Raw genomic sequence first — 16,713 nt, forward strand, 5'->3', positions numbered from 1 at the left:
GCTGGTAGCCCTCGTCAGAGACGTAGCTGCCGGTTGACCTCTGCCACGAGCTCGGCGGGCAGTTTGAGCAGCCGACGGTCGTAGCTGAGCAGACCGTTCACCTCGTCTTCGACATCGGAGAGTTGGGTGTAGACCGTGGCGCTCAGACCTTTGGCGATCGCCGGAGCGATCTGTTCGGCGTGCAGTCGGCGGAAAGCCGCACCGAGCGACGCCGCGTCGCGGAAACGGCGGTAGCCGAACTCGCGATCGGTCGACGTGTGCCCGCTGACGGCAAGGCTGTAGCCGCCGTACTCGGACAACACCAGCACCCGGTGGTCCCGGCCGCGCCGCGGCACCCGGAAGCGGCGGAAGTAGACATGCAGGCTGCGCAGGTCGCCGCCGCCCTGATCGTGCCAGCCGCTGGCGTGGTCGACACTGCGGGTCGGGTCAAGTGCGGCGACCTCGGCGGCGATCGCGGCGGCGTCGAACTGACCCCACCCCTCGTTGAACGGCACCCACACGGCGATGCTGACGACGTTGCGCAGATGCTCGACGGTGTCGTGCAGCTCAGCCCGGAACTGCTCGCGCCCGGCGTCGTCGTCGCGGGCGAACCACCGCCGGCGTCGGTCGGTCAGCCTCAGCGGGCTGACCGCCGGAGCGGTGACCACCAGCGGCCGGTACCGGCCACCACCGTTGACCATGTCCTGCCAGACCAGCATGCCGAGACGATCACAGTGGTAGTACCAGCGCGCCGGCTCGATCTTGATGTGCTTGCGGAGCATGGTGAAGCCGAGTTGCTTCATGGTCGCGATGTCGTGGACCAGGGCCTCGTCGGAGGGGGCCGTGTACCAGCCGTCGGACCAGTAGCCCTGGTCGAGGATGCCGGCGTGGAAGTACGGTGCGCCGTTGAGCAGCAGCCGTGGCGTGCCGTCCGGGGCGGGGCCGACGCCGAAGGAGCGCATGCCGACGTAACTGCGGACCCGGTCGTCGCCCAGGTCCACAACCACCCCATAGAGGTACGGGTCCTCGGGGCTCCACCGCCGTGCCGCAGGGACCGGAACGCGAACCGGCCGTCCGGCGGGTGCCTGCGCCACGCCAACCACGTCGTCGCCGGCCAGGATCGTTACCGTCGGATCGAGGGCGCCCGGGTCGGCGTGCACCGTCACCTCGAGGCAGCCCTCGTCGAGCAGCGGGGTCAGGCTGAGTCGCCGTACGTGCCGCGCGGGCACGCACTCGGCCCAGACGGTCTGCCAGATCCCGGACTGCGGGCTGTACCAGATTCCGCCGCGGCGCAGCCGCTGCTTGCCGCGCGAGTGGTGGGCGGTGTCGGTGTCGTCTCGTACCGCGACGACCAGCGTGTTGTCATCGTCGTGCAACGCGCCGGTGATGTCGCAGTGAAACGGCAGGTAGCCGCCGGTATGCCTGCCCACCGGCGTGCCGTTGACAAAAACCTCGCAGGTCTGGTCGACGGCCCCGAAGTGCAACAGCACCCGCGCCGACGGGTCGGGCCGGAAACCGTCGGGCAGTCGTAAGATCCGGCTGTACCACAGTGTCTGGCCCGGTAGCAGTTGCCGGTTGACGCCCGAGAGAGGCGTCTCCGGCGAGAACGGCACGATGATCTCCCCGCCGTACCCCTGCGGCTGTTGGTGGCTGTCGGTGATCGCGTACTGCCAGCGGCCGTTGAGGTTGAGGTAACTGTCCCTGACCAGTTGCGGGCGGGGATACTCCGGCAACGGCCGGTCCGGGTCGAGCGTCTCGCCCCACGGGGTCAGCAGTGGCCGGATCATCCGCGCGTCGCCGAGTCGTACCGGCGGCGCAACGCCAGCACCGGCACGAGGATGAGGGCGAGCACTGCCAGCGCCGCCAGGAAGATACCCGGCGTCGGCACCTGTTTGACCACGCCGAGGTCGGTGTAGGTCTCACCGGCGCCGTTGATGACCGCCGCGCCGAGGTAGGGCCCGACGACCATCGGCACCAGGATCGCGAAGATCATGCGCAGGCCCTGTACGTGGCCGGCGCGCTCCGGCGGGGAGAAGTCGCGTACCAGCGCCCCGATCGGGGCCAGCACCAGCATGAAGCCGGACATCATCAGCAGTCCGGCAGCGATCACCTGGCCGGTGCCCCGGGCCAGGTACATCGAGAACAGACCGGCCGCGTACACGGCGACGGCGGCCAGCAGGAAACTGACCCGGCCCATCCGGTCGATGAACCGGCCCACGACCACGCTGACGAGGGAGGCGCCGAGCAGCACGACGCCGAGCACGAGGGCGTAGCCCCCGATGTCCAGGTAGCGCTGCAGGTAGATGATCAGATATGGCAGGAAGACCTGGGTCGAGACACCCCAGATCGACCATGCGGCCAGCGCCAGGTAGAGCCGGGGGTTGGCGCGTACGGCAGCCGGGCGCAGCCCGTGCAACATCGAGCCGAGCAGGCGCTCGCCCCGCCGGACGGGCACGGGCTCGTCGCGGACCAGGAACCAGGCCAGCACCCCGACCGCGGCGATGATCCCACCGACGATCAGGAAGAACGTCCGCCACTGGCCGGCGCGGGTGAGACCGTCGAACCCGCCGAAGACGGCGAGCATGGCCAGTAGCGGCATCGCGGCCAGCACCGACTCCACCCGGCCTCGGTTCGCCGGTCGGGTCACGTCCGTCACCCAGGCCTGGAACGCGGCGTCGTTGGCACCCGAGCCGAGAAACGACCGACATCAGGCAGTCCAACGCGATCACGGCGAGCAGGGCCAGTAGCACCGCGTCGGCCGCTGGTGCCAGTGCGGCAATGCCGTCCACGGTGAGCAGGCCGAATGCCGCAGTGGCGACACCCCAGGCGAGGTAGCCGCCCGCGATGAAGGCCCGGCGACGGCCGGACCGGTCGGAAATCGCTCCGATCAGCACGGTGGCCGCCGTCGCGGCCAGCGCACTCGCCGCGACCATGGTCGCGATGGCGGTCGGATCATCGGTGATCGTGTCGTGGACGAACACGTTGAGGTACATGTTCTCGACCGCCCAGGCCAGTTGGCCGACGAAGCCGAGCAGCACCAGTGAGGTCCAGGCGCGTCTGCCGAGCCGCGGGTCACCGGGGCCGGCGGGGGAGAACGTCGCGGGACCGGTGGCGGTGGGTACGGACACAGCGCACCGTCCTTGCTAGCCGAGCCGGGGGCAGCCCGAAAGTGAGAGAGATTCTACAGATGTCCGTGTCTCGGCTGCGGGTGGTCGTACTCAACCGGCCCGGCCACCGACGACCAGCGCCGCGACTGCGACTTGGCGATCAGCAATGGTCGACCACCGACAGTGTCGAGCAGCGGGGTGACCTCGCCACGCACCCAGCCTTCGATCCCTGGCTCATCCGGGCTTGGTGGCTCCTGGGACCACGAGTGGCGGTGTACCGTCGCCCCGCGCGTCTCGGCCACATCGCCGGCGTACATGAGCAGGGGTGCGCCCGGCCCGAATGCGCGGCCCGGAATCACGACGACGTCAGCCATGCCCGCCGACGTTACCGAGGCCGGCGCCGACCCGCCGCCATTTACGCCGCCGACGCCGCGACGCAGAACTCGTTTCCCTCCGGGTCGGCCATCACCACGTGGTGCCGGTCGTCCGCTCTCAGGACCGTCCCGCCGGCCCTCACCAGGCGATCGGCCTCCGCGAGGATCCGCGCCCACCGCTCGTCGGGGCTGCCGTGGCCCGGCACCCGGATGTCGATGTGGAGTCGGTTCTTCGCGGTCTTGGGCTCGGGGACGTTGAGGATGGAGAGGCGGGGGCCGATGCCGTCGGGATCGCACAGCCACGCGGAATGCTCGGGAAGGTCGTCCTCCGGCAGGTCGAACTGTGCGAGCCACTCTTCACGCGTCGTGAACGGCGGGGGCGGCGGCTCGTCGATGTAGCCCAGGGCCGTTTTCCAGAACGGGGCGAGCACCTGAGCGTCGGTGGAGTCGAGCGTCAGACTAATGGTGACTGCCATGCCGGGACCGTATTGCACCCCTCTGATGCTTCAGATCTAACCGGGTCACGTCGCGTCCGGATCCGCATCGGGCGGTAAGGAGCTACGAGACGTCGTTTAAGCAGCGTCAAACCATGGCTTACTGGCGGCCAGTGTTGGCCCCATCCCATGAATCCGGCGCCACCGGTGGTGAACCCAAATTGACGAGGCTGCCCGGTGTGGGCGGCCCCGCCGTGGCGACGCCGCCCACACCGGACGACCAGGGCCGCGCTGGCTAGAGGAAGTGGCCGCTGGCCAGGTACGGCGTGGGTTCCGTCATGCCCCGCAGCGCAAGATAGCCCTCCTGGCCGATGTCCAGCCGGGCGGCGAGCCCCACGTCGATCGCCCAGTGGTTGGCGGTGGTGATGCAGTTGATCAGCGTCGGCCCGTGCGACGAGGCCAGCGCCTCCCACAGCAGTGAGGACGCCGTCTGCGAGTCTTGGGCCGCCAGCAGCTTCGCCTGCCCGAGATCCTCGTCGATGAACACGTACCCCTGCCGACCCGACTGCCGGGACACCACCAGACGCATCCGGCGAATCATGTATTCGTGGTCGGGGCCGTGCCCGGCGCCGCGCCGGCTCACGTCCAGCCGATCCATCCACTCGATGTCGTTCTCGTCGCCCTCGCTCAGGCCGGAGACCGTCGGCAGCGTGGACCGGTCCACGGTGCCCACCATGCGCATCTGCGGATAGAGCAGGAAACCCGCCAACCGGTAGCGGCGGGTGGCCCCCGGGTGCACTGTCGACGAGAACAGCCCCGGACGCCCATCGGCATGGGCCAGGACGGCGTCCATCAGCTGTCGGCCCAGCCCGCGCCCCTGGTGCTGGGGCAGCACGCCGTACGTGGCCAGATACCAGACCTGTTCCCGATTCTGCGAGATGGCGAAGCCGACCATGTCGTCACCGTCAATGGCCGCCCAACAGCCGCCCGGATCGGTCTCGACGAGGTACGATATCCGGTCGATCCACTGCTTGCCCACCGCGGCGGACCGGGGCTGAACCTCCGGCTCACTCACCCGGCGACTGAGCCGGTCGCCTTCGAAGAAGGTCACCGCCGAGGCTCGCTCGGCGGCTGGCACGTCCTCGACCCGCATCGGCCTGATCTGCGTCTCTCCCACGATCTCAACCGTCCTTTCCGCTGCTCGCCGGTGGTCGCGCGCTCATTCCCCGTAGCCTGGCCGAAGCCGACAGTGTCTCAGCCAGACTGCGCCAGGCCTCCGCCGCCAACTCCAGGTTGTGCGCCGCGGTCGCGTTGTGCGCCAGCCGCTGCAGCGGCCCGGTTCGAGACCGCCGAGCGCGGCAACGCCGCGGTGCTCGGCCTGCTCGCCGCCGCCGAGTACGCCCGCGCCGCGTCGCCGGCGCCGACAGCCGAGGTGTACGCGGCACTGACCGCCACCATTCGGTAGACACCCGGTGCCCGGCCACTGATGCCCGGCAGCCGACACGGCGGCTTCGCGTCCTTTACGCACGACCGGCTGCTGCCGGAACGGATCCGTGACGCTCTCGCCGACGGGGCTCAACACATGGGTCGGCGTCGGCGCACACACCCCGCTCTACCTGGCCGCGGCCGGGATCGAACGGTTCGTGCGCACGTCGGTGCACCACTACAACAGCCTTGCCGACATCGAGGCGTTCGGCCGGTCGCTGCGCCGTGTCTGCGCTGGCTGACCGTTGCTGACCCGGCCTGCTCCCGAGGGCGTGCCGCCGAGGACGAACGGGCACCGGACCGGTTCAGCCGGTGGCGGCTCGGCCGGCAAGGGCGTGGTTGAAAAGGAGTATAGCCACGCCGGGGGGCAGCGTGACAGCGTGCCGGCACAGGGGTTGCCTCACGGGTTGCCGGCGCGTTGCCGAGCCGGCAACCCTGCGTATCCGGGTCAGAACCGGGTGTTGTGCAGGGCGTACACCTCCGACTCGGGCATCGCCGCCAGGTCGCGAACGACTTCGCGCTTGATCGCGGTGTAGAGGTCCCGGCGCGGCGAACCCAGCACCGACATCAACAGCTCGTCGCGCTCCAACGCGGCAACCGCCTCGGCCAGGCTGACGGGCAGGACAGTGACCCCGCGGCGCCGCAGTTCCGCGTCGGAAGGCACTGCGACGGTCGTTGCGGAAATCGTGCGGCCGTCGCCGCGTACCGCGCCCGTATGTCGGCCAGCGCAACCAGCGGCTGACAGCGCCGGGATGGTCGGCCCCCGACGATCCAGGCCGGCGGGGGTGCCCTTGAGCGGGTCGCCGCTGGTCCTCGCGCTCAGCGCGTGCGGATGTACCCGTCGGTGTCGGACGTGGTGAGCACGGCACTGTCCGCTCTGGCAGCGACCGCCCGGACGTGACTCCATTGACGGGGCATCGGTGTGGACGACAGTGTCGTGCAACTTCCCGAGCGGTGTCGGCGAGGGCAGCCGAGCGGCCCTGCCGCAGATCTATGCCGCAGCGGCAGGTGGGGATCCGACGATCGTCAGCCCCCACCTTCATCGCCGCATTTGGACATTTGAGCGATGCTGCCGGCGTCAGCGCCCGGTGGACACGATGTTTGAAGAATTCCCGTTCTGCTCGTCGCGCTTCAGGCGCTTCGCAGTCTGCTTCTCCTTGATCGTCTTACCCTTCTTCTTGACGTTCGCCTTGCTCGTCGAGTCCTTGGACATGATCGAACCTCCTGGAGCAGGTCGGTGAACGTGCAGCGTGGTACTCGCCTGATCGCGGCGTGCAGGTGACGGAAGACTCGCACGGCGGCGCGAAGTCTTCACTGCACACTGACCCTACGCTGTTCCAGCTCCTACCAACGTTGGCATGCATCTCCGGTGGCGGGCGATGGTTCGTGTCGCCTCACCGACACGAACCCCATCCCTCCGGTAAGCGGGTCATGACGGGCATGCCGAAGTTCGGTTGTGCCGCGAACGCCGTACTGGGCTGACATTGCCGTTCTGCCGCGAGCGAATCCGCTTGTCCTGCTGCGGGGCGCTGTGGAGGATCGCTGGATGGATCTCCACACTGCGGAACGGCAGCTTCAAGCCGCTCAGCGCGCCGCCGATGTCGAGTCCCTCGACGCGCTTCTGCACCCCCAGGTCGTGGGTGCTGGACCGGATGGCACGGTTTTTACCAAGGAAGATGACCTGGAGAGCTACCGCTCGGGGGCCCTGCGAATCACCAACCTGGTGGAGGAGTCGCTCGACGTCCAGGAAGACGGTGAGACCGGGGTGACCCGCACGGTCGCTGCGGTGGATGCCGTTCAGGGCGGTGCCGTTATGTCCGCGCGGTTGCGCTATACCCGGCTGTGGGTGCGTGAGGACGGCAACTGGCGGGTGTTGGCCGCCACCTTCGTCCCAGTCCAGTGAGCGTGGAGATGCCGTGGTGAGCGCATGAAACGCCGAACGGCGGCCCGCTGAATCAGTCGGGCCGCCGTTAGCAGAGTGTGGATCAGAGCGGGCGGATGTTCTCCGCCTGCGGGCCCTTCTGGCCCTGGGTGATGTCGAACTCCACCTTCTGGTTCTCGTCGAGGCTACGGAAGCCGCTCGCCGAGATCGCGGAGAAGTGGGCGAAGACGTCGGCGCCGCCGTCGTCCGGGCTGATGAAGCCGAAGCCCTTGTCGGCGTTGAACCACTTCACGGTACCTGTAGTCATGTCTGCTCCTCGCAGGCTGTTAGAGACCGCACTGTGCGGACCCTTACGCCGCTGCGTTGATCACCCGCGTCGAAACGACACGAAAACGAAAAAGCGCCTGGATGGGTTTGATACCCCATCAGGCGCTGAAAAACGTCTACGGAAATCAAAACTGCAACTCGGTTACCGTAGCACATGATCCGCCGCCGCTCCGATGGAGGTGAGCGGACCTGGTCACCTGGCTGCTTCATCGATGCCGCCGGGGGCCCCACAACCGCGAAGCGAACGTCGCCCGGGCCGTCGCCGTCGCGATCACCCTGGCGGCCGGCTCGCGCTCGCCTTGGCCGCCCCACAGGGGACTCGTCGTCATGTGGAAGGCCGGTCACTGTCTCCGCTCGGAGTCAGGACGTGTCGGGTCCGATCCCCGGTCCAGGCCGCTTCGAGGATCGCGGTCAGGCTGGCGGTGTCGGCCGGGCCTGGATGGTTCTGTATCAAGCGGGTGACGCCACTGGCCATCTCCGCGAAGCGCGGGAGGTCGGCGCGTGCCACGCCGATGTCCGCCAAGGTGGGAGGGATGCCGATGTCGGCAAGGAGCCCGTCGAGCCAGGTGAGGAACGTGTCTGCGGCCTCGGCATCCGAGGCGTCGTTCACGTCGAGACCGCACACCGCGGCGAGGGTGGCCAGCCGGTCGCTGATGGCATCCCTGGCCGCGTCCAGCGCGTAGGGCAGTAGCAGCCCGACGCCCAGGCCGTGCGGGGTGTGCGTGGCTGCGCCGATGGGGTACTGGAGAGCGTGCGGGGCCGCGTTGCCCGCGTGGGAAAATGCGAGGCCGGCGAGCATGGAACCGTAGGACATGTCTGCGCGCGCGTCCGTGTCACCTCCATCCCGGACAGCACGCCGCAAGCTACGGGCGATCCGCTCCGCGGCCAGGAGCGCGTAGTGGTCGGTGATCGGGTTGCGGCCGAGGAACACCTGCTCCACCGGGTCCCGCGGTCCGTGGGCCCGGGGTCGCGCGGTGTAGCTCTCCACCGCGTGACAGAACGCGTCGATGCCGGAGTGGGCGGTGACGTTCGCAGGACAGGTGTAGGTGAGTTCGGGGTCGACGATGGCGAAGTCGGGCACGATGTGGACGCTGGAAACCCCCACCTTCAGCTCGCGGTCCGGGTCGGTCAACACCGAGACGGGTGTGAGTTCGGAGCCGGTGCCTGACGTCGTCGGGACCGCGACGAGAGGAAGCGTCGGCCCCGGCACCTTCGACTCGCCGTAGAAGTCGCGCGGCGTCCCACCGTGGCGTCGGATCACACCGACGATTTTGGCGAGGTCGATCACCGTGCCACCCCCGATGGCGAGGATCACGTCGGCGTCCACCTCGGCGGCGACCGAGAGGGCCAGGGCGACATCGGAGAGTGGCACGTCTGGAGTCGCGTCGGAAAATACCCCGACGACCTTGACCTTTTCCCGCACGGCGGCCACGATCTCGGCCACGCCCGGCTGCCCCAGAAGAACCTGGTCGGTCACGATGAGGACTCGCGAGCCACTCTCGGCCACCACTCGTGGGATGTTCTGCGCGACCCCTTCGCCCACTATCAGCTGGCGTGGTCCGCGGAAGGTCTCAAGCATGTCAGTGCCTCTCCGGAACGTCGGCGGCGATGTGCTGGGCGAACGTCCAGGTCACCTGCGAGACCGGGACGGCGTCGGCAAGGTTGGCCGCCCGGATGGCGCAGGCGGTCACGGTAGGTCGATCGCCACGTAGGTGAGGTCGAGGTATTCAAGGACGCCCTCGTGCGACCCCTCCTTGCCGATCCCGGACTGCTTCACGCCTCCGAACGGAGCTGACGGGTCCGATATCAGGCCACGGTTGATGCCGAGCATCCCCGTCTCCAGCCCCTCAGCGAACCGGAGCGCCCGCTGGAGGTCACGGGTGAAGATGTATCCGGCCAGGCCGTGTTCGGTGTCGTTGGCCTTCGCCATCACCTCGTCGTCGGACGTGAACGAGATGATCGGCGCCACCGGCCCGAAGATCTCCGCCTGCAGCATCCGCGCATCTTCGGGCACGTCGACGAGGACGGTAGGCGGGTAGAAGTGGCCCGGCCCATCCGGGCGCTCGCCGCCCACCAGGAGCCGGGCGCCGCGATCGACCGCGTCGGCGACGAGCTCGTCGATCTTGGTGACCGAGGCCTCGTCGATCAACGCCCCGACGTCCACACCCTCGTCGAGACCATGGCCCACCGCAAGCGCGCCCATCCGCTCGGCGAAGCGCGCCGTGAACTCCTCGCGCACCGGCTCCTCGACATAGATCCGGTTGGCCGCGATGCAGGACTCCCCGATGTTGCGCATCTTGGCCACCATGGCACCGTCGAGCGCGACGTCCAGGTCAGCGTCGGCACACACGATCAAGGCCGCGTTGCCGCCCAGTTCCATTGAGGTACGCAGCACGTTGTCCGCAGCCTGTCGTAGCAGCACGCGCCCGACCTCGGTCGACCCGGTGAACGAGAGCTTGCGGGTCCGACTGTCGGCCAGCAGTGCAGAGACCACCGCGCCGGCGCGCTTGGTGGTCACCACGTTGACGACGCCCGGGGGAACGCCGACCTCCTCCATGATGCGGGCCAGGAACAGCATGGTGAGTGGCGTCTGGGCTGCTGGCTTGGTGATCGTCGTGCAGCCCGCGGCCAGCGCAGGAGCGATCTTGCGGGCACCCATGGCCAACGGAAAGTTCCAGGGCGTCACGAAGACGCACGGTCCGACCGGCTTCGGCACGGTGAGGATGCGATATCCACCCGCCGGAGCGGTGCTGTAGCGCCCCTCGACGCGTACCGCCTCCTCGGCGAACCACCGGAAGAACTCGGCGCCGTAGGCCACCTCTCCCCGAGCCTCGGCGAGCGGCTTGCCCATCTCGAGCGTTATCAGCCGGGCGACCTCCTCGGATCGCTCGGTCAGTGCCCGGTACGTCGCGGTCAACAACTCCGACCGTTTCCGCGGCGGGGTGGCCGCCCACTCCGCCATTGCCTTGCTCGCCGCGTCCAGAGCGGTGAGCCCGTCGACGACGTCGGCGTCCGCCACCTCGGCGATGGTCTTGCCGGTGGCCGGGTCCTCGACGTCAAAGGTGGCTCCGCTTGCGGCGTCGCGCCAGGCGTCGCCGATCCGGAGCCGCCGGTGCTCGGGGGCCAGGACCTTCATCGGGTCACTCATCGCGTCGCCTCCTGTGATCTTCCTGGTGATGTCCGGCGTGCCTCAGCGATCGCCCTGTGCGCGTAGACGGACGGGTCACACGGTCTCGTCGGGGCGAGCTCGCCGAGCGGGTCGGAAGTCGCCCTGGCCCGGTCTGCAGCGCGACGCCCCCGCGCCACCGGTCGCCTTCTCGGGCCACGGCCGTCCCACCGTCGTCAGGCCGTGCGCACCGGTGACGGTCCGACGCTCGATTGCCCCGTACGGGCGCATGTTGCCGTCGCCGCCCGGCGCGGTTACCGCCCCGCCTCGGACAGCGACAGCCCGGTGCCCGCATCGAACAGGTGCGCACGATCCAGGTCGACAGTGACAAGCAGCCGCTCGCCCGGCGTACCGGTGACGGTGGGTCTTGCCTTGACCTTGAGGATCTCCGTCCCCACTCGGACGTCGACCACCGTCCGGTCACCGAGCGGCTCAAGCCCGTAGAGCTCACCCGACAACGACGCGTTCCCACGCTGCTCGACGGACAGGTCCTCCGCGCGCAGGCCCAGCATCAGCGCACGACCGTCCTCGGCCGTGGTCCAGCGGGGCCTCGGCAACGTCCACCCTTCAGCGCCGACCAGACGATCGCCCTCGGCGTGGCAGGCGAGCAGGCTGATCGGCGGGCTCCCGACGAATCCTGCGACCCACTGGTTGGCTGGACGCTCGTACACCTCGGTCGGCGTTCCGACCTGTTGCACCTTCCCCTCCTTGAGGACCGCGACCTGGTCGGCCATGGAAAGGGCCTCGACCTGGTCGTTGGTCACGTAGACGAAGGTCGCTCCGAGGCTCCGGTGGATGCGGGTGAGCTCGGTGCGCATCTCGACGCGGAGCTTGAGGTCGAGGTTCGTCAGCGGCTCGTCCATGAGAAACGCGCGCGGGCGACGGACCAGTGCCCGAGCCAGGGCGACACGCTGCATCTCACCGCCCGACAACTGCGCGGGACGACGCTGCAGCAGACGTTCGATGTGCAGCAGGCTCGACATCTGCTCGACGGCAGCGGCGATCTCGCTTGGAGAACAGCGGCGTGCCCGCAGCGGTGAGGCGATGTTCTCGTACACCGTGTGTCGCGGGTAGAGGGCGTAGCTCTGGAAGACCATGGCCAGGTCGCGTGCGGCCGGGGCGTCACCGGTCGCGTCCCTGCCGTCCAGATGCACCGACCCGGCGTCAAGCTTGTCCAGGCCGGCTATCGCTCGCAGGGTCGTCGTCTTGCCTGCCCCGGAGGGCCCGAGCACGACGAAGAACGAGCCGTCCGGCACGTCCAGCGTCACCCCGTCCAGGGCTTGGACTTTTCCGAAGGACTTGCGCAGCCCGTGCACTGCCACGGTTCCCATCAGGCCACCAGCTCTTCCGTGCTCACGTCGTAGACCGCCGGGGTCCCGCCGGTGTGCCGCAACCCGACAGTTGCGTCAGCGGCGAAACGGACAGTCGGTGGCATCCGAACCCGGACGTCGCGCTGGCCGCTGTGGTCGACCACGTAGATGATTTCGTCGCCCAGCCACTCCGCCGAGACCACGCGGGCAGGGACCGAACGTTCCGCCCCTGGTGCGGTGACTTCCAGCGCCTCCGGCCGGACGCCTGCGACCAGGCGACGGTCGCGCGGCAGGCCTGACGGTGGCGTGAGGACCAGTCCGCCCTGACCGCGCAGCTTCCCGTCGGCAACCTCCACGTCGATGAGGTTCATCGGCGGGGAACCGATGAATGCGGCGCAGAAAAGACTCGCCGGACGGTCGTAGACCTCCAACGGTGTGCCGATCTGCTCGACGCGGCCCTTGTTGAGGATGGCGATTCGGTGACCGAGCGACATCGCCTCGACCTGGTCGTGGGTGACGTAGACCATCGTCGCCCCCAGTTCCCCCTGCAGGTGCTTGATCTCCGTGCGCATGTCCGCTCTCAACTCGGCGTCCAGATTGGTGAGAGGTTCGTCCATGAGGAAAGCGCGCGGCCGTCGCACCAGGGCGCGAGCAAGCGCGACGCGCTGCTGCTCCCCACCGGACAGCTGGCGCGGTCGCCGGTCCAGGAGCGGACCAAGCCGCATCAGCCGGGCGGCCTCTTCAACCCGTTTGTGCACCTCCGGCTTGGGCAGTCCCTCGGCCCGCAGTGGGAACGCCAGGTTGTCGCGGGTTTTCAGATGCGGGTAGAGAGCGTAGAACTGGAACACCATGGCGATGTCGCGCTCAGCGGGCGGCAGGTCGTTGACCAGCGTGTCACCGATGCGGATGTCGCCCGTCGTCTGCCTCTCCAGGCCGGCTATGGCCCGCAGCGTGGTCGTCTTGCCGCAACCCGAAGGGCCGAGCATCACGAACAACTCGCCGTCGTCGATGGACAGGTCCACGTGGTCGACCGCGACCGTCCCGTCCGGGTAGCGCTTGTGCAGGGCGGTCACCTCGATGCCCGCCATCAGCGTCGCACCGCCCCGAGCGTCACACCGGCGATGAGGTGCCTGCGCACCAGGTACGCGAAGACGAGCACCGGTAGGGCGAACACCACGGAGGCGGCGGCCACGAGACCCCAGTCCGTGGTGGTGCCGCCGATGAGGCCGGCGATGGCGGGTGGGGCCGTCCGGACGCTGTCGCTGGAGGTGAGGAAGGTGGCGAACACGAACTCGTTCCACGAGAAGATGAGTGCGAAGACCGCCGTCGCGGCGATGCCGGGCACGAGCAGGGGGAGGGTGAATCGCCGGAACGCCTGCAAACGGGTGTAGCCGTCGAGCATGGCGGCATCCTCGTACTCCGCGGGCACCTCGTCGACGAACCCCTTCATCATCCAGATCGTGAACGGGACGTTGAAAGCGCTGTAGATGAGGATCAAGCCGAGCTTGTTGTCGATGAGTCCGACTTGGCGGTACATGAGGAAGATCGGGATCACGACCACCACAGGCGGCATGAAGCGCGTGGACAGGATGAAGAACAGTTGGTCCTTCTTGGCCTTGACGGCGAAGCGTGAGTAGGCCCAGGCCGCCGGGACCCCCAGCACGGTGGCCAGCACCGTGGAAGCTCCGGCGACCACGACGGAGTTGAGGAACGAGACGGACAAGGCCGAGCGACCGCCGTCGGGGGCGAAGAACACGTCCTTGTAATGGGCCAGAGTGACAGTGAAGTCGAAGAACTTGGCCGGGATGGCGTAGACGTCCCGGTTTTCCTTGATGGACGTCTCGATCATCCACAGCACCGGAAAGAGCATCACGACGGCCAGCACGGTCAGCAGCGTGACCTCCAGCGCGGAGCGACCCCGTCCGCCCAGGCGGCGCGTGGGGGGCGTGTGATCCCGGGCAGGACCTGTGGACACGGCCTCGTCGACGGAGACGGCCATCAGCCCTCCTTGAGCTTGTTCAGGTAGCGCAGGTAGAACTGCGTGAGGACGATGACGACGAGGACCATGAGGATCCCGTACGCCGAAGCGGTTCCGGTGTTGAAGCCCAGGAACGCGACCTTGTAGATGTGGAACGACAACGTCTCGGTGGAGACACCCGGACCTCCGTTGGTGAGGATGTAGACGAGGTCGAACAGCCGGAATGCCTCGATGGCCCTGAACATCACGGCAATGAGAAGCAGTGGCCATACCAGCGGAAGAGTGATGGTGCGGAACCGGAACCACTCCGACGCCCGGTCGATCGAGGCGGCCTCGTAGAGGTACTTGGGAACCGCGGTGAGGCCCGCAAGCGCGATGAGCATGATGAACGGCGTCCATTGCCAGGTGTCGACCACGATCAGGGAGAGCAGTGCTGTTCGCTGCCGGGTGAGCCACTCCACCTGCCCCAGGCCGAGCGAGCCGAGCATGCTGTTGACCACACCGAATTGCGCGTCGAGCATGAATCGCCAGAACAGCCCGACCACGACCGGTGACAGCATCATCGGAACCAGGAACAGAGTGGTCAGCACTCCTCGCCCATGCGTGCGCCGTGAGATCAGGTAGGCGATGCCGAATCCGAGCACGGTCTGCAGGCCGACCGCGCCGACCACGTAGATCAACGTCGTCAAGGCACGCGTGTGGACCTGCGCCGACGTCAGGATGGCGGTGTAGTTCCCGAACCCGATGAAATTGGCGGGCCCTCCGCGAGTGGCCGAGTAGTCGGTGAAAGACAGGTACAACGCCCACAGCAACGGGAACACCGACATGGCGAGCAACAGCAGCATCGCGGGGGAGATGAAGGTAACGGCGAGCCAGCGGTCGCTCAACCGGCGGGACCGACCCGGTGCAGGTGGCGTCGCGGACGCCACCTGCCCGGGGTGATCGGTCTTCAGAGGGACGGCGTCACTCACAGTCCGCCGCCGCCCTTGCGGCTGCTCGAGTCGAGCACGCTCTGCTGCTCCTTGGCGATGTCGTCGAGCGCATCCTTCGGCTTCTTCGCGCCGTTGAGAGCCGCGTTCACGTTGGTGTTCTCAATGTCGACGAGGCGCGCGTACTCGGGCACGTTCCACATGTCCCGCATCCGCGGAACCGAGTCGGTGTACACCTGGTTGAACGGCCCGGCATTGAGGAACTCGGGCGACTCCAGGGCGTCCGTACGCGATGGCACGCCACCCGCCGCGGCCCACTTCTTCTGGATGTCAGCCCGCTCGAACCACTTCATGAAGTTCAGGGCCTCCGCCTGGTTTGCCGTGGAGGAGTAGGCCGACACGTGCATCCCCATACCGCCGAGCGGCACCAGGTTCGTCTTCTGGCTCGGCAGGGTGGCAAACCCCAGCTTGTCGAGAATCTGCTCCCGCGTGGTGCCGAGCGTCGACTGCTTCGGATCGAGCAGGCCGCCGCTCGCGGCGATCCAGTTGAACGCGATGCAGGCCTTGCCCTGGGCGACCGCCGCGTTCACCTCGTCGATGAACCAGTTGCCGGAGCCCTTGGCGGTCAGCGGCTTCATCTTGTTGACCAGGACGTCCATCGCCTCCTGGCCCGCAGCGTCGTTGAGGACGCCCTCGATCTTGCGGTTCTTGGGGTCCCAGAGGTTGCCGCCGTAGACGCCGTTGACCGTGTTGTAGGTGACGGCCGCGGCGTCGGAGCCGTTGGCCTGGTGGAAAGCCAGCCCGCTGACGCCAGGGTTGTCCGCCTGGCACCTCTCGGCGGCTGAGATCATCTGGTCCCAGGTCTGCGGTGGCTTGTCGCCGATCAGGTCCTTGCGGTAGATCATCGTCCAGGTGTCGCCGAGCAGCGGCAGTCCGTACAGGCTGGCGTTCTCGTCACGCTTGCCGGTCTCCGCCTGGGGGAACTGGCCGTACGCCGCCAGGAGGTACGGGGTGTAGGCCGTGACGTCGATGTTGTTCTTGACGAAGTCGGTGAGGTCGAGGATGTTGCCGTTCGTCACGGCCTCGCCGATGTGTTGCGAGTCCAGGATCGCGATGTCGAAGTCGGTCTTGCGCGCGGCGAACTGGGTGAACATCGCGTCGTGCCAGTTGGCGTTCGGCACGGTGTTGACCTTGATGGTCGCGTTCGGCCGCTCTTTCTTGTACTCCGCGTTCGCGAAGGCTTCCAGTGCCTTGGCAGGCGGCCAGTCGAACCAGATGAAGCTGAGGTTCAGCGGGTCCTTGGTGAGCTCCGGTATGGTCGCCGGCGCCTTGGGGGCGCTCGTCTTCCCGCCGTCGTCCTTGTCATCGCCGCAAGCCGTCACGGTCGTGGCCACCAGCAGCATGGCCACCGTCGCCAGCCGTACCTTTCGACCGGGAGCGGACATTCTTCTTATTCGCTTCGGATGGCGCATTTTTATGCCTGCTTTCTGGGTGGGGACTTCTAGAACCTCGCTATGTGCTTCGCCGAGCAGTTGCTGGGTTGTGCAGGGGTGTTGCCGGGCTGTCGCGGGGCCGACCCGCGGACCGGCGTCACGAGTGCGCCGCGTTGTACTGGGTCGTCATGCTGTCGAACAGTCCTTCGGCCCATCTACGGCCCGGTGACGAACCGAGCAGGACGTCGAACATGCCTAGGGGAGCTTCAGGTGATCGAAGTAGAGCGATGGCCGGTGGCCCGGCCGTGG

Annotated in this window: 17 protein-coding genes; 2 read left to right on the forward strand and 15 right to left on the reverse strand. The window is 67.9% G+C overall.

Going from position 1 to position 16,713, the window contains the following annotated elements; translation table 11 throughout:
• Positions 1-14: 14 nt before the first annotated feature.
• The 5 genes from CLT68_RS18360 to CLT68_RS18380 form a co-directional block, all read right to left on the reverse strand.
• Positions 15-1,766, reverse strand: coding sequence for a sugar-binding domain-containing protein (locus CLT68_RS18360; protein ID WP_099852349.1), 1,752 nt, complete (start codon positions 1,764-1,766; stop codon positions 15-17).
• Positions 1,763-2,626 (reverse strand): MFS transporter, encoded by an 864-nt coding sequence (locus tag CLT68_RS18365; protein ID WP_486482223.1) that lies wholly within the window; start codon positions 2,624-2,626, stop codon positions 1,763-1,765. The genes CLT68_RS18360 and CLT68_RS18365 overlap by 4 nt, the downstream gene beginning before the upstream one ends.
• Positions 2,627-3,160: 534 nt before the next feature.
• The gene (locus tag CLT68_RS18370) at positions 3,161-3,460 is read right to left on the reverse strand and encodes a hypothetical protein (protein ID WP_255508803.1); all 300 of its coding nucleotides are present in this window, start codon (positions 3,458-3,460) and stop codon (positions 3,161-3,163) included.
• 41 nt (positions 3,461-3,501) lie between these two features.
• A complete protein-coding gene (locus CLT68_RS18375; protein ID WP_099852351.1) occupies positions 3,502-3,936 on the reverse strand; it encodes a VOC family protein in 435 nt (144 codons plus the stop codon).
• 253 nt (positions 3,937-4,189) lie between these two features.
• Positions 4,190-5,071 (reverse strand): GNAT family N-acetyltransferase, encoded by an 882-nt coding sequence (locus tag CLT68_RS18380; protein WP_199177075.1) that lies wholly within the window; start codon positions 5,069-5,071, stop codon positions 4,190-4,192.
• A gap of 376 nt (positions 5,072-5,447) precedes the next feature.
• Here CLT68_RS18380 and CLT68_RS32850 point away from each other — a divergent pair, with 376 nt between their 5' ends.
• Positions 5,448-5,621, forward strand: coding sequence for a hypothetical protein (locus tag CLT68_RS32850; RefSeq protein WP_158240895.1), 174 nt, complete (start codon positions 5,448-5,450; stop codon positions 5,619-5,621).
• A gap of 206 nt (positions 5,622-5,827) precedes the next feature.
• Here CLT68_RS32850 and CLT68_RS33195 read toward each other — a convergent pair whose 3' ends face one another.
• Entirely contained in the window at positions 5,828-6,043 is a 216-nt protein-coding gene (locus CLT68_RS33195; RefSeq protein WP_099852355.1) for a hypothetical protein, read from the reverse strand.
• A 414-nt stretch (positions 6,044-6,457) separates the two neighbouring features.
• Positions 6,458-6,592 (reverse strand): hypothetical protein, encoded by a 135-nt coding sequence (locus CLT68_RS33845; RefSeq protein ID WP_255508804.1) that lies wholly within the window; start codon positions 6,590-6,592, stop codon positions 6,458-6,460.
• 333 nt (positions 6,593-6,925) lie between these two features.
• Between CLT68_RS33845 and CLT68_RS18390 the strand changes: the two genes are divergently transcribed.
• Complete coding sequence (locus CLT68_RS18390; RefSeq protein ID WP_099852356.1) at positions 6,926-7,282, forward strand: nuclear transport factor 2 family protein; 357 nt, start codon at positions 6,926-6,928, stop codon at positions 7,280-7,282.
• A gap of 82 nt (positions 7,283-7,364) precedes the next feature.
• Here the strand turns inward: CLT68_RS18390 and cspE are convergent, their stop codons facing one another.
• The 8 genes from cspE to CLT68_RS18430 all read right to left on the reverse strand — a co-directional run bounded on the left by cspE (position 7,365) and on the right by CLT68_RS18430 (position 16,374).
• A complete protein-coding gene (gene cspE / locus CLT68_RS18395) occupies positions 7,365-7,568 on the reverse strand; it encodes a transcription antiterminator/RNA stability regulator CspE (protein WP_013283833.1) in 204 nt (67 codons plus the stop codon).
• A 345-nt stretch (positions 7,569-7,913) separates the two neighbouring features.
• Positions 7,914-9,167, reverse strand: a complete 1,254-nt coding sequence (locus CLT68_RS18400; RefSeq protein ID WP_099852358.1) for an iron-containing alcohol dehydrogenase — start codon at positions 9,165-9,167, stop codon at positions 7,914-7,916.
• A 108-nt stretch (positions 9,168-9,275) separates the two neighbouring features.
• The gene (locus CLT68_RS18405; protein ID WP_099852359.1) at positions 9,276-10,736 is read right to left on the reverse strand and encodes an NAD-dependent succinate-semialdehyde dehydrogenase; all 1,461 of its coding nucleotides are present in this window, start codon (positions 10,734-10,736) and stop codon (positions 9,276-9,278) included.
• Between the two features lie 272 nt (positions 10,737-11,008).
• Entirely contained in the window at positions 11,009-12,085 is a 1,077-nt protein-coding gene (locus tag CLT68_RS18410) for an ABC transporter ATP-binding protein (protein WP_099852361.1), read from the reverse strand.
• Positions 12,085-13,152 carry an ABC transporter ATP-binding protein gene (locus CLT68_RS18415; protein WP_088947634.1) on the reverse strand — a complete coding sequence of 356 codons (1,068 nt, stop codon included), beginning with the start codon at positions 13,150-13,152 and terminating at the stop codon, positions 12,085-12,087. Before CLT68_RS18415 ends, CLT68_RS18410 begins: the two co-directional genes overlap by 1 nt.
• Positions 13,152-14,063, reverse strand: coding sequence for a carbohydrate ABC transporter permease (locus tag CLT68_RS18420; RefSeq protein WP_099852363.1), 912 nt, complete (start codon positions 14,061-14,063; stop codon positions 13,152-13,154). The genes CLT68_RS18415 and CLT68_RS18420 overlap by 1 nt, the downstream gene beginning before the upstream one ends.
• On the reverse strand, positions 14,063-14,929 hold the full coding sequence (locus tag CLT68_RS18425) for a carbohydrate ABC transporter permease (protein WP_225854939.1): 867 nt from the start codon (positions 14,927-14,929) through the stop codon (positions 14,063-14,065). The genes CLT68_RS18420 and CLT68_RS18425 overlap by 1 nt, the downstream gene beginning before the upstream one ends.
• 80 nt (positions 14,930-15,009) lie before the next feature.
• Positions 15,010-16,374: an extracellular solute-binding protein gene (locus tag CLT68_RS18430; RefSeq protein ID WP_486482440.1), complete on the reverse strand. Its 1,365-nt coding sequence runs from the start codon at positions 16,372-16,374 to the stop codon at positions 15,010-15,012.
• Positions 16,375-16,713: the final 339 nt, after the last annotated feature.

The organism is Micromonospora sp. CNZ299 (assembly GCF_002754415.1).

Bases quoted from the DNA above. Each gene is read 5' to 3' on its own strand.
- CLT68_RS18430 (WP_486482440.1), bottom strand. From the start codon at position 16,374: ATGCTGCTGGTGGCCACGACCGTGACGGCTTGCGGCGATGACAAGGAC.
- CLT68_RS18415 (WP_088947634.1), bottom strand. From the start codon at position 13,152: ATGGCGGGCATCGAGGTGACCGCCCTGCACAAGCGCTACCCGGACGGG.
- CLT68_RS18420 (WP_099852363.1), bottom strand. From the start codon at position 14,063: ATGGCCGTCTCCGTCGACGAGGCCGTGTCCACAGGTCCTGCCCGGGAT.
- CLT68_RS18390 (WP_099852356.1), top strand. From the start codon at position 6,926: ATGGATCTCCACACTGCGGAACGGCAGCTTCAAGCCGCTCAGCGCGCC.
- CLT68_RS18360 (WP_099852349.1), bottom strand. From the start codon at position 1,766: ATGATCCGGCCACTGCTGACCCCGTGGGGCGAGACGCTCGACCCGGAC.
- CLT68_RS18410 (WP_099852361.1), bottom strand. From the start codon at position 12,085: ATGGGAACCGTGGCAGTGCACGGGCTGCGCAAGTCCTTCGGAAAAGTC.
- CLT68_RS18400 (WP_099852358.1), bottom strand. From the start codon at position 9,167: ATGCTTGAGACCTTCCGCGGACCACGCCAGCTGATAGTGGGCGAAGGG.
- CLT68_RS18405 (WP_099852359.1), bottom strand. From the start codon at position 10,736: ATGAGTGACCCGATGAAGGTCCTGGCCCCCGAGCACCGGCGGCTCCGG.
- CLT68_RS18370 (WP_255508803.1), bottom strand. From the start codon at position 3,460: ATGGCTGACGTCGTCGTGATTCCGGGCCGCGCATTCGGGCCGGGCGCA.
- CLT68_RS18375 (WP_099852351.1), bottom strand. From the start codon at position 3,936: ATGGCAGTCACCATTAGTCTGACGCTCGACTCCACCGACGCTCAGGTG.
- cspE (WP_013283833.1), bottom strand. From the start codon at position 7,568: ATGACTACAGGTACCGTGAAGTGGTTCAACGCCGACAAGGGCTTCGGC.
- CLT68_RS33845 (WP_255508804.1), bottom strand. From the start codon at position 6,592: ATGTCCAAGGACTCGACGAGCAAGGCGAACGTCAAGAAGAAGGGTAAG.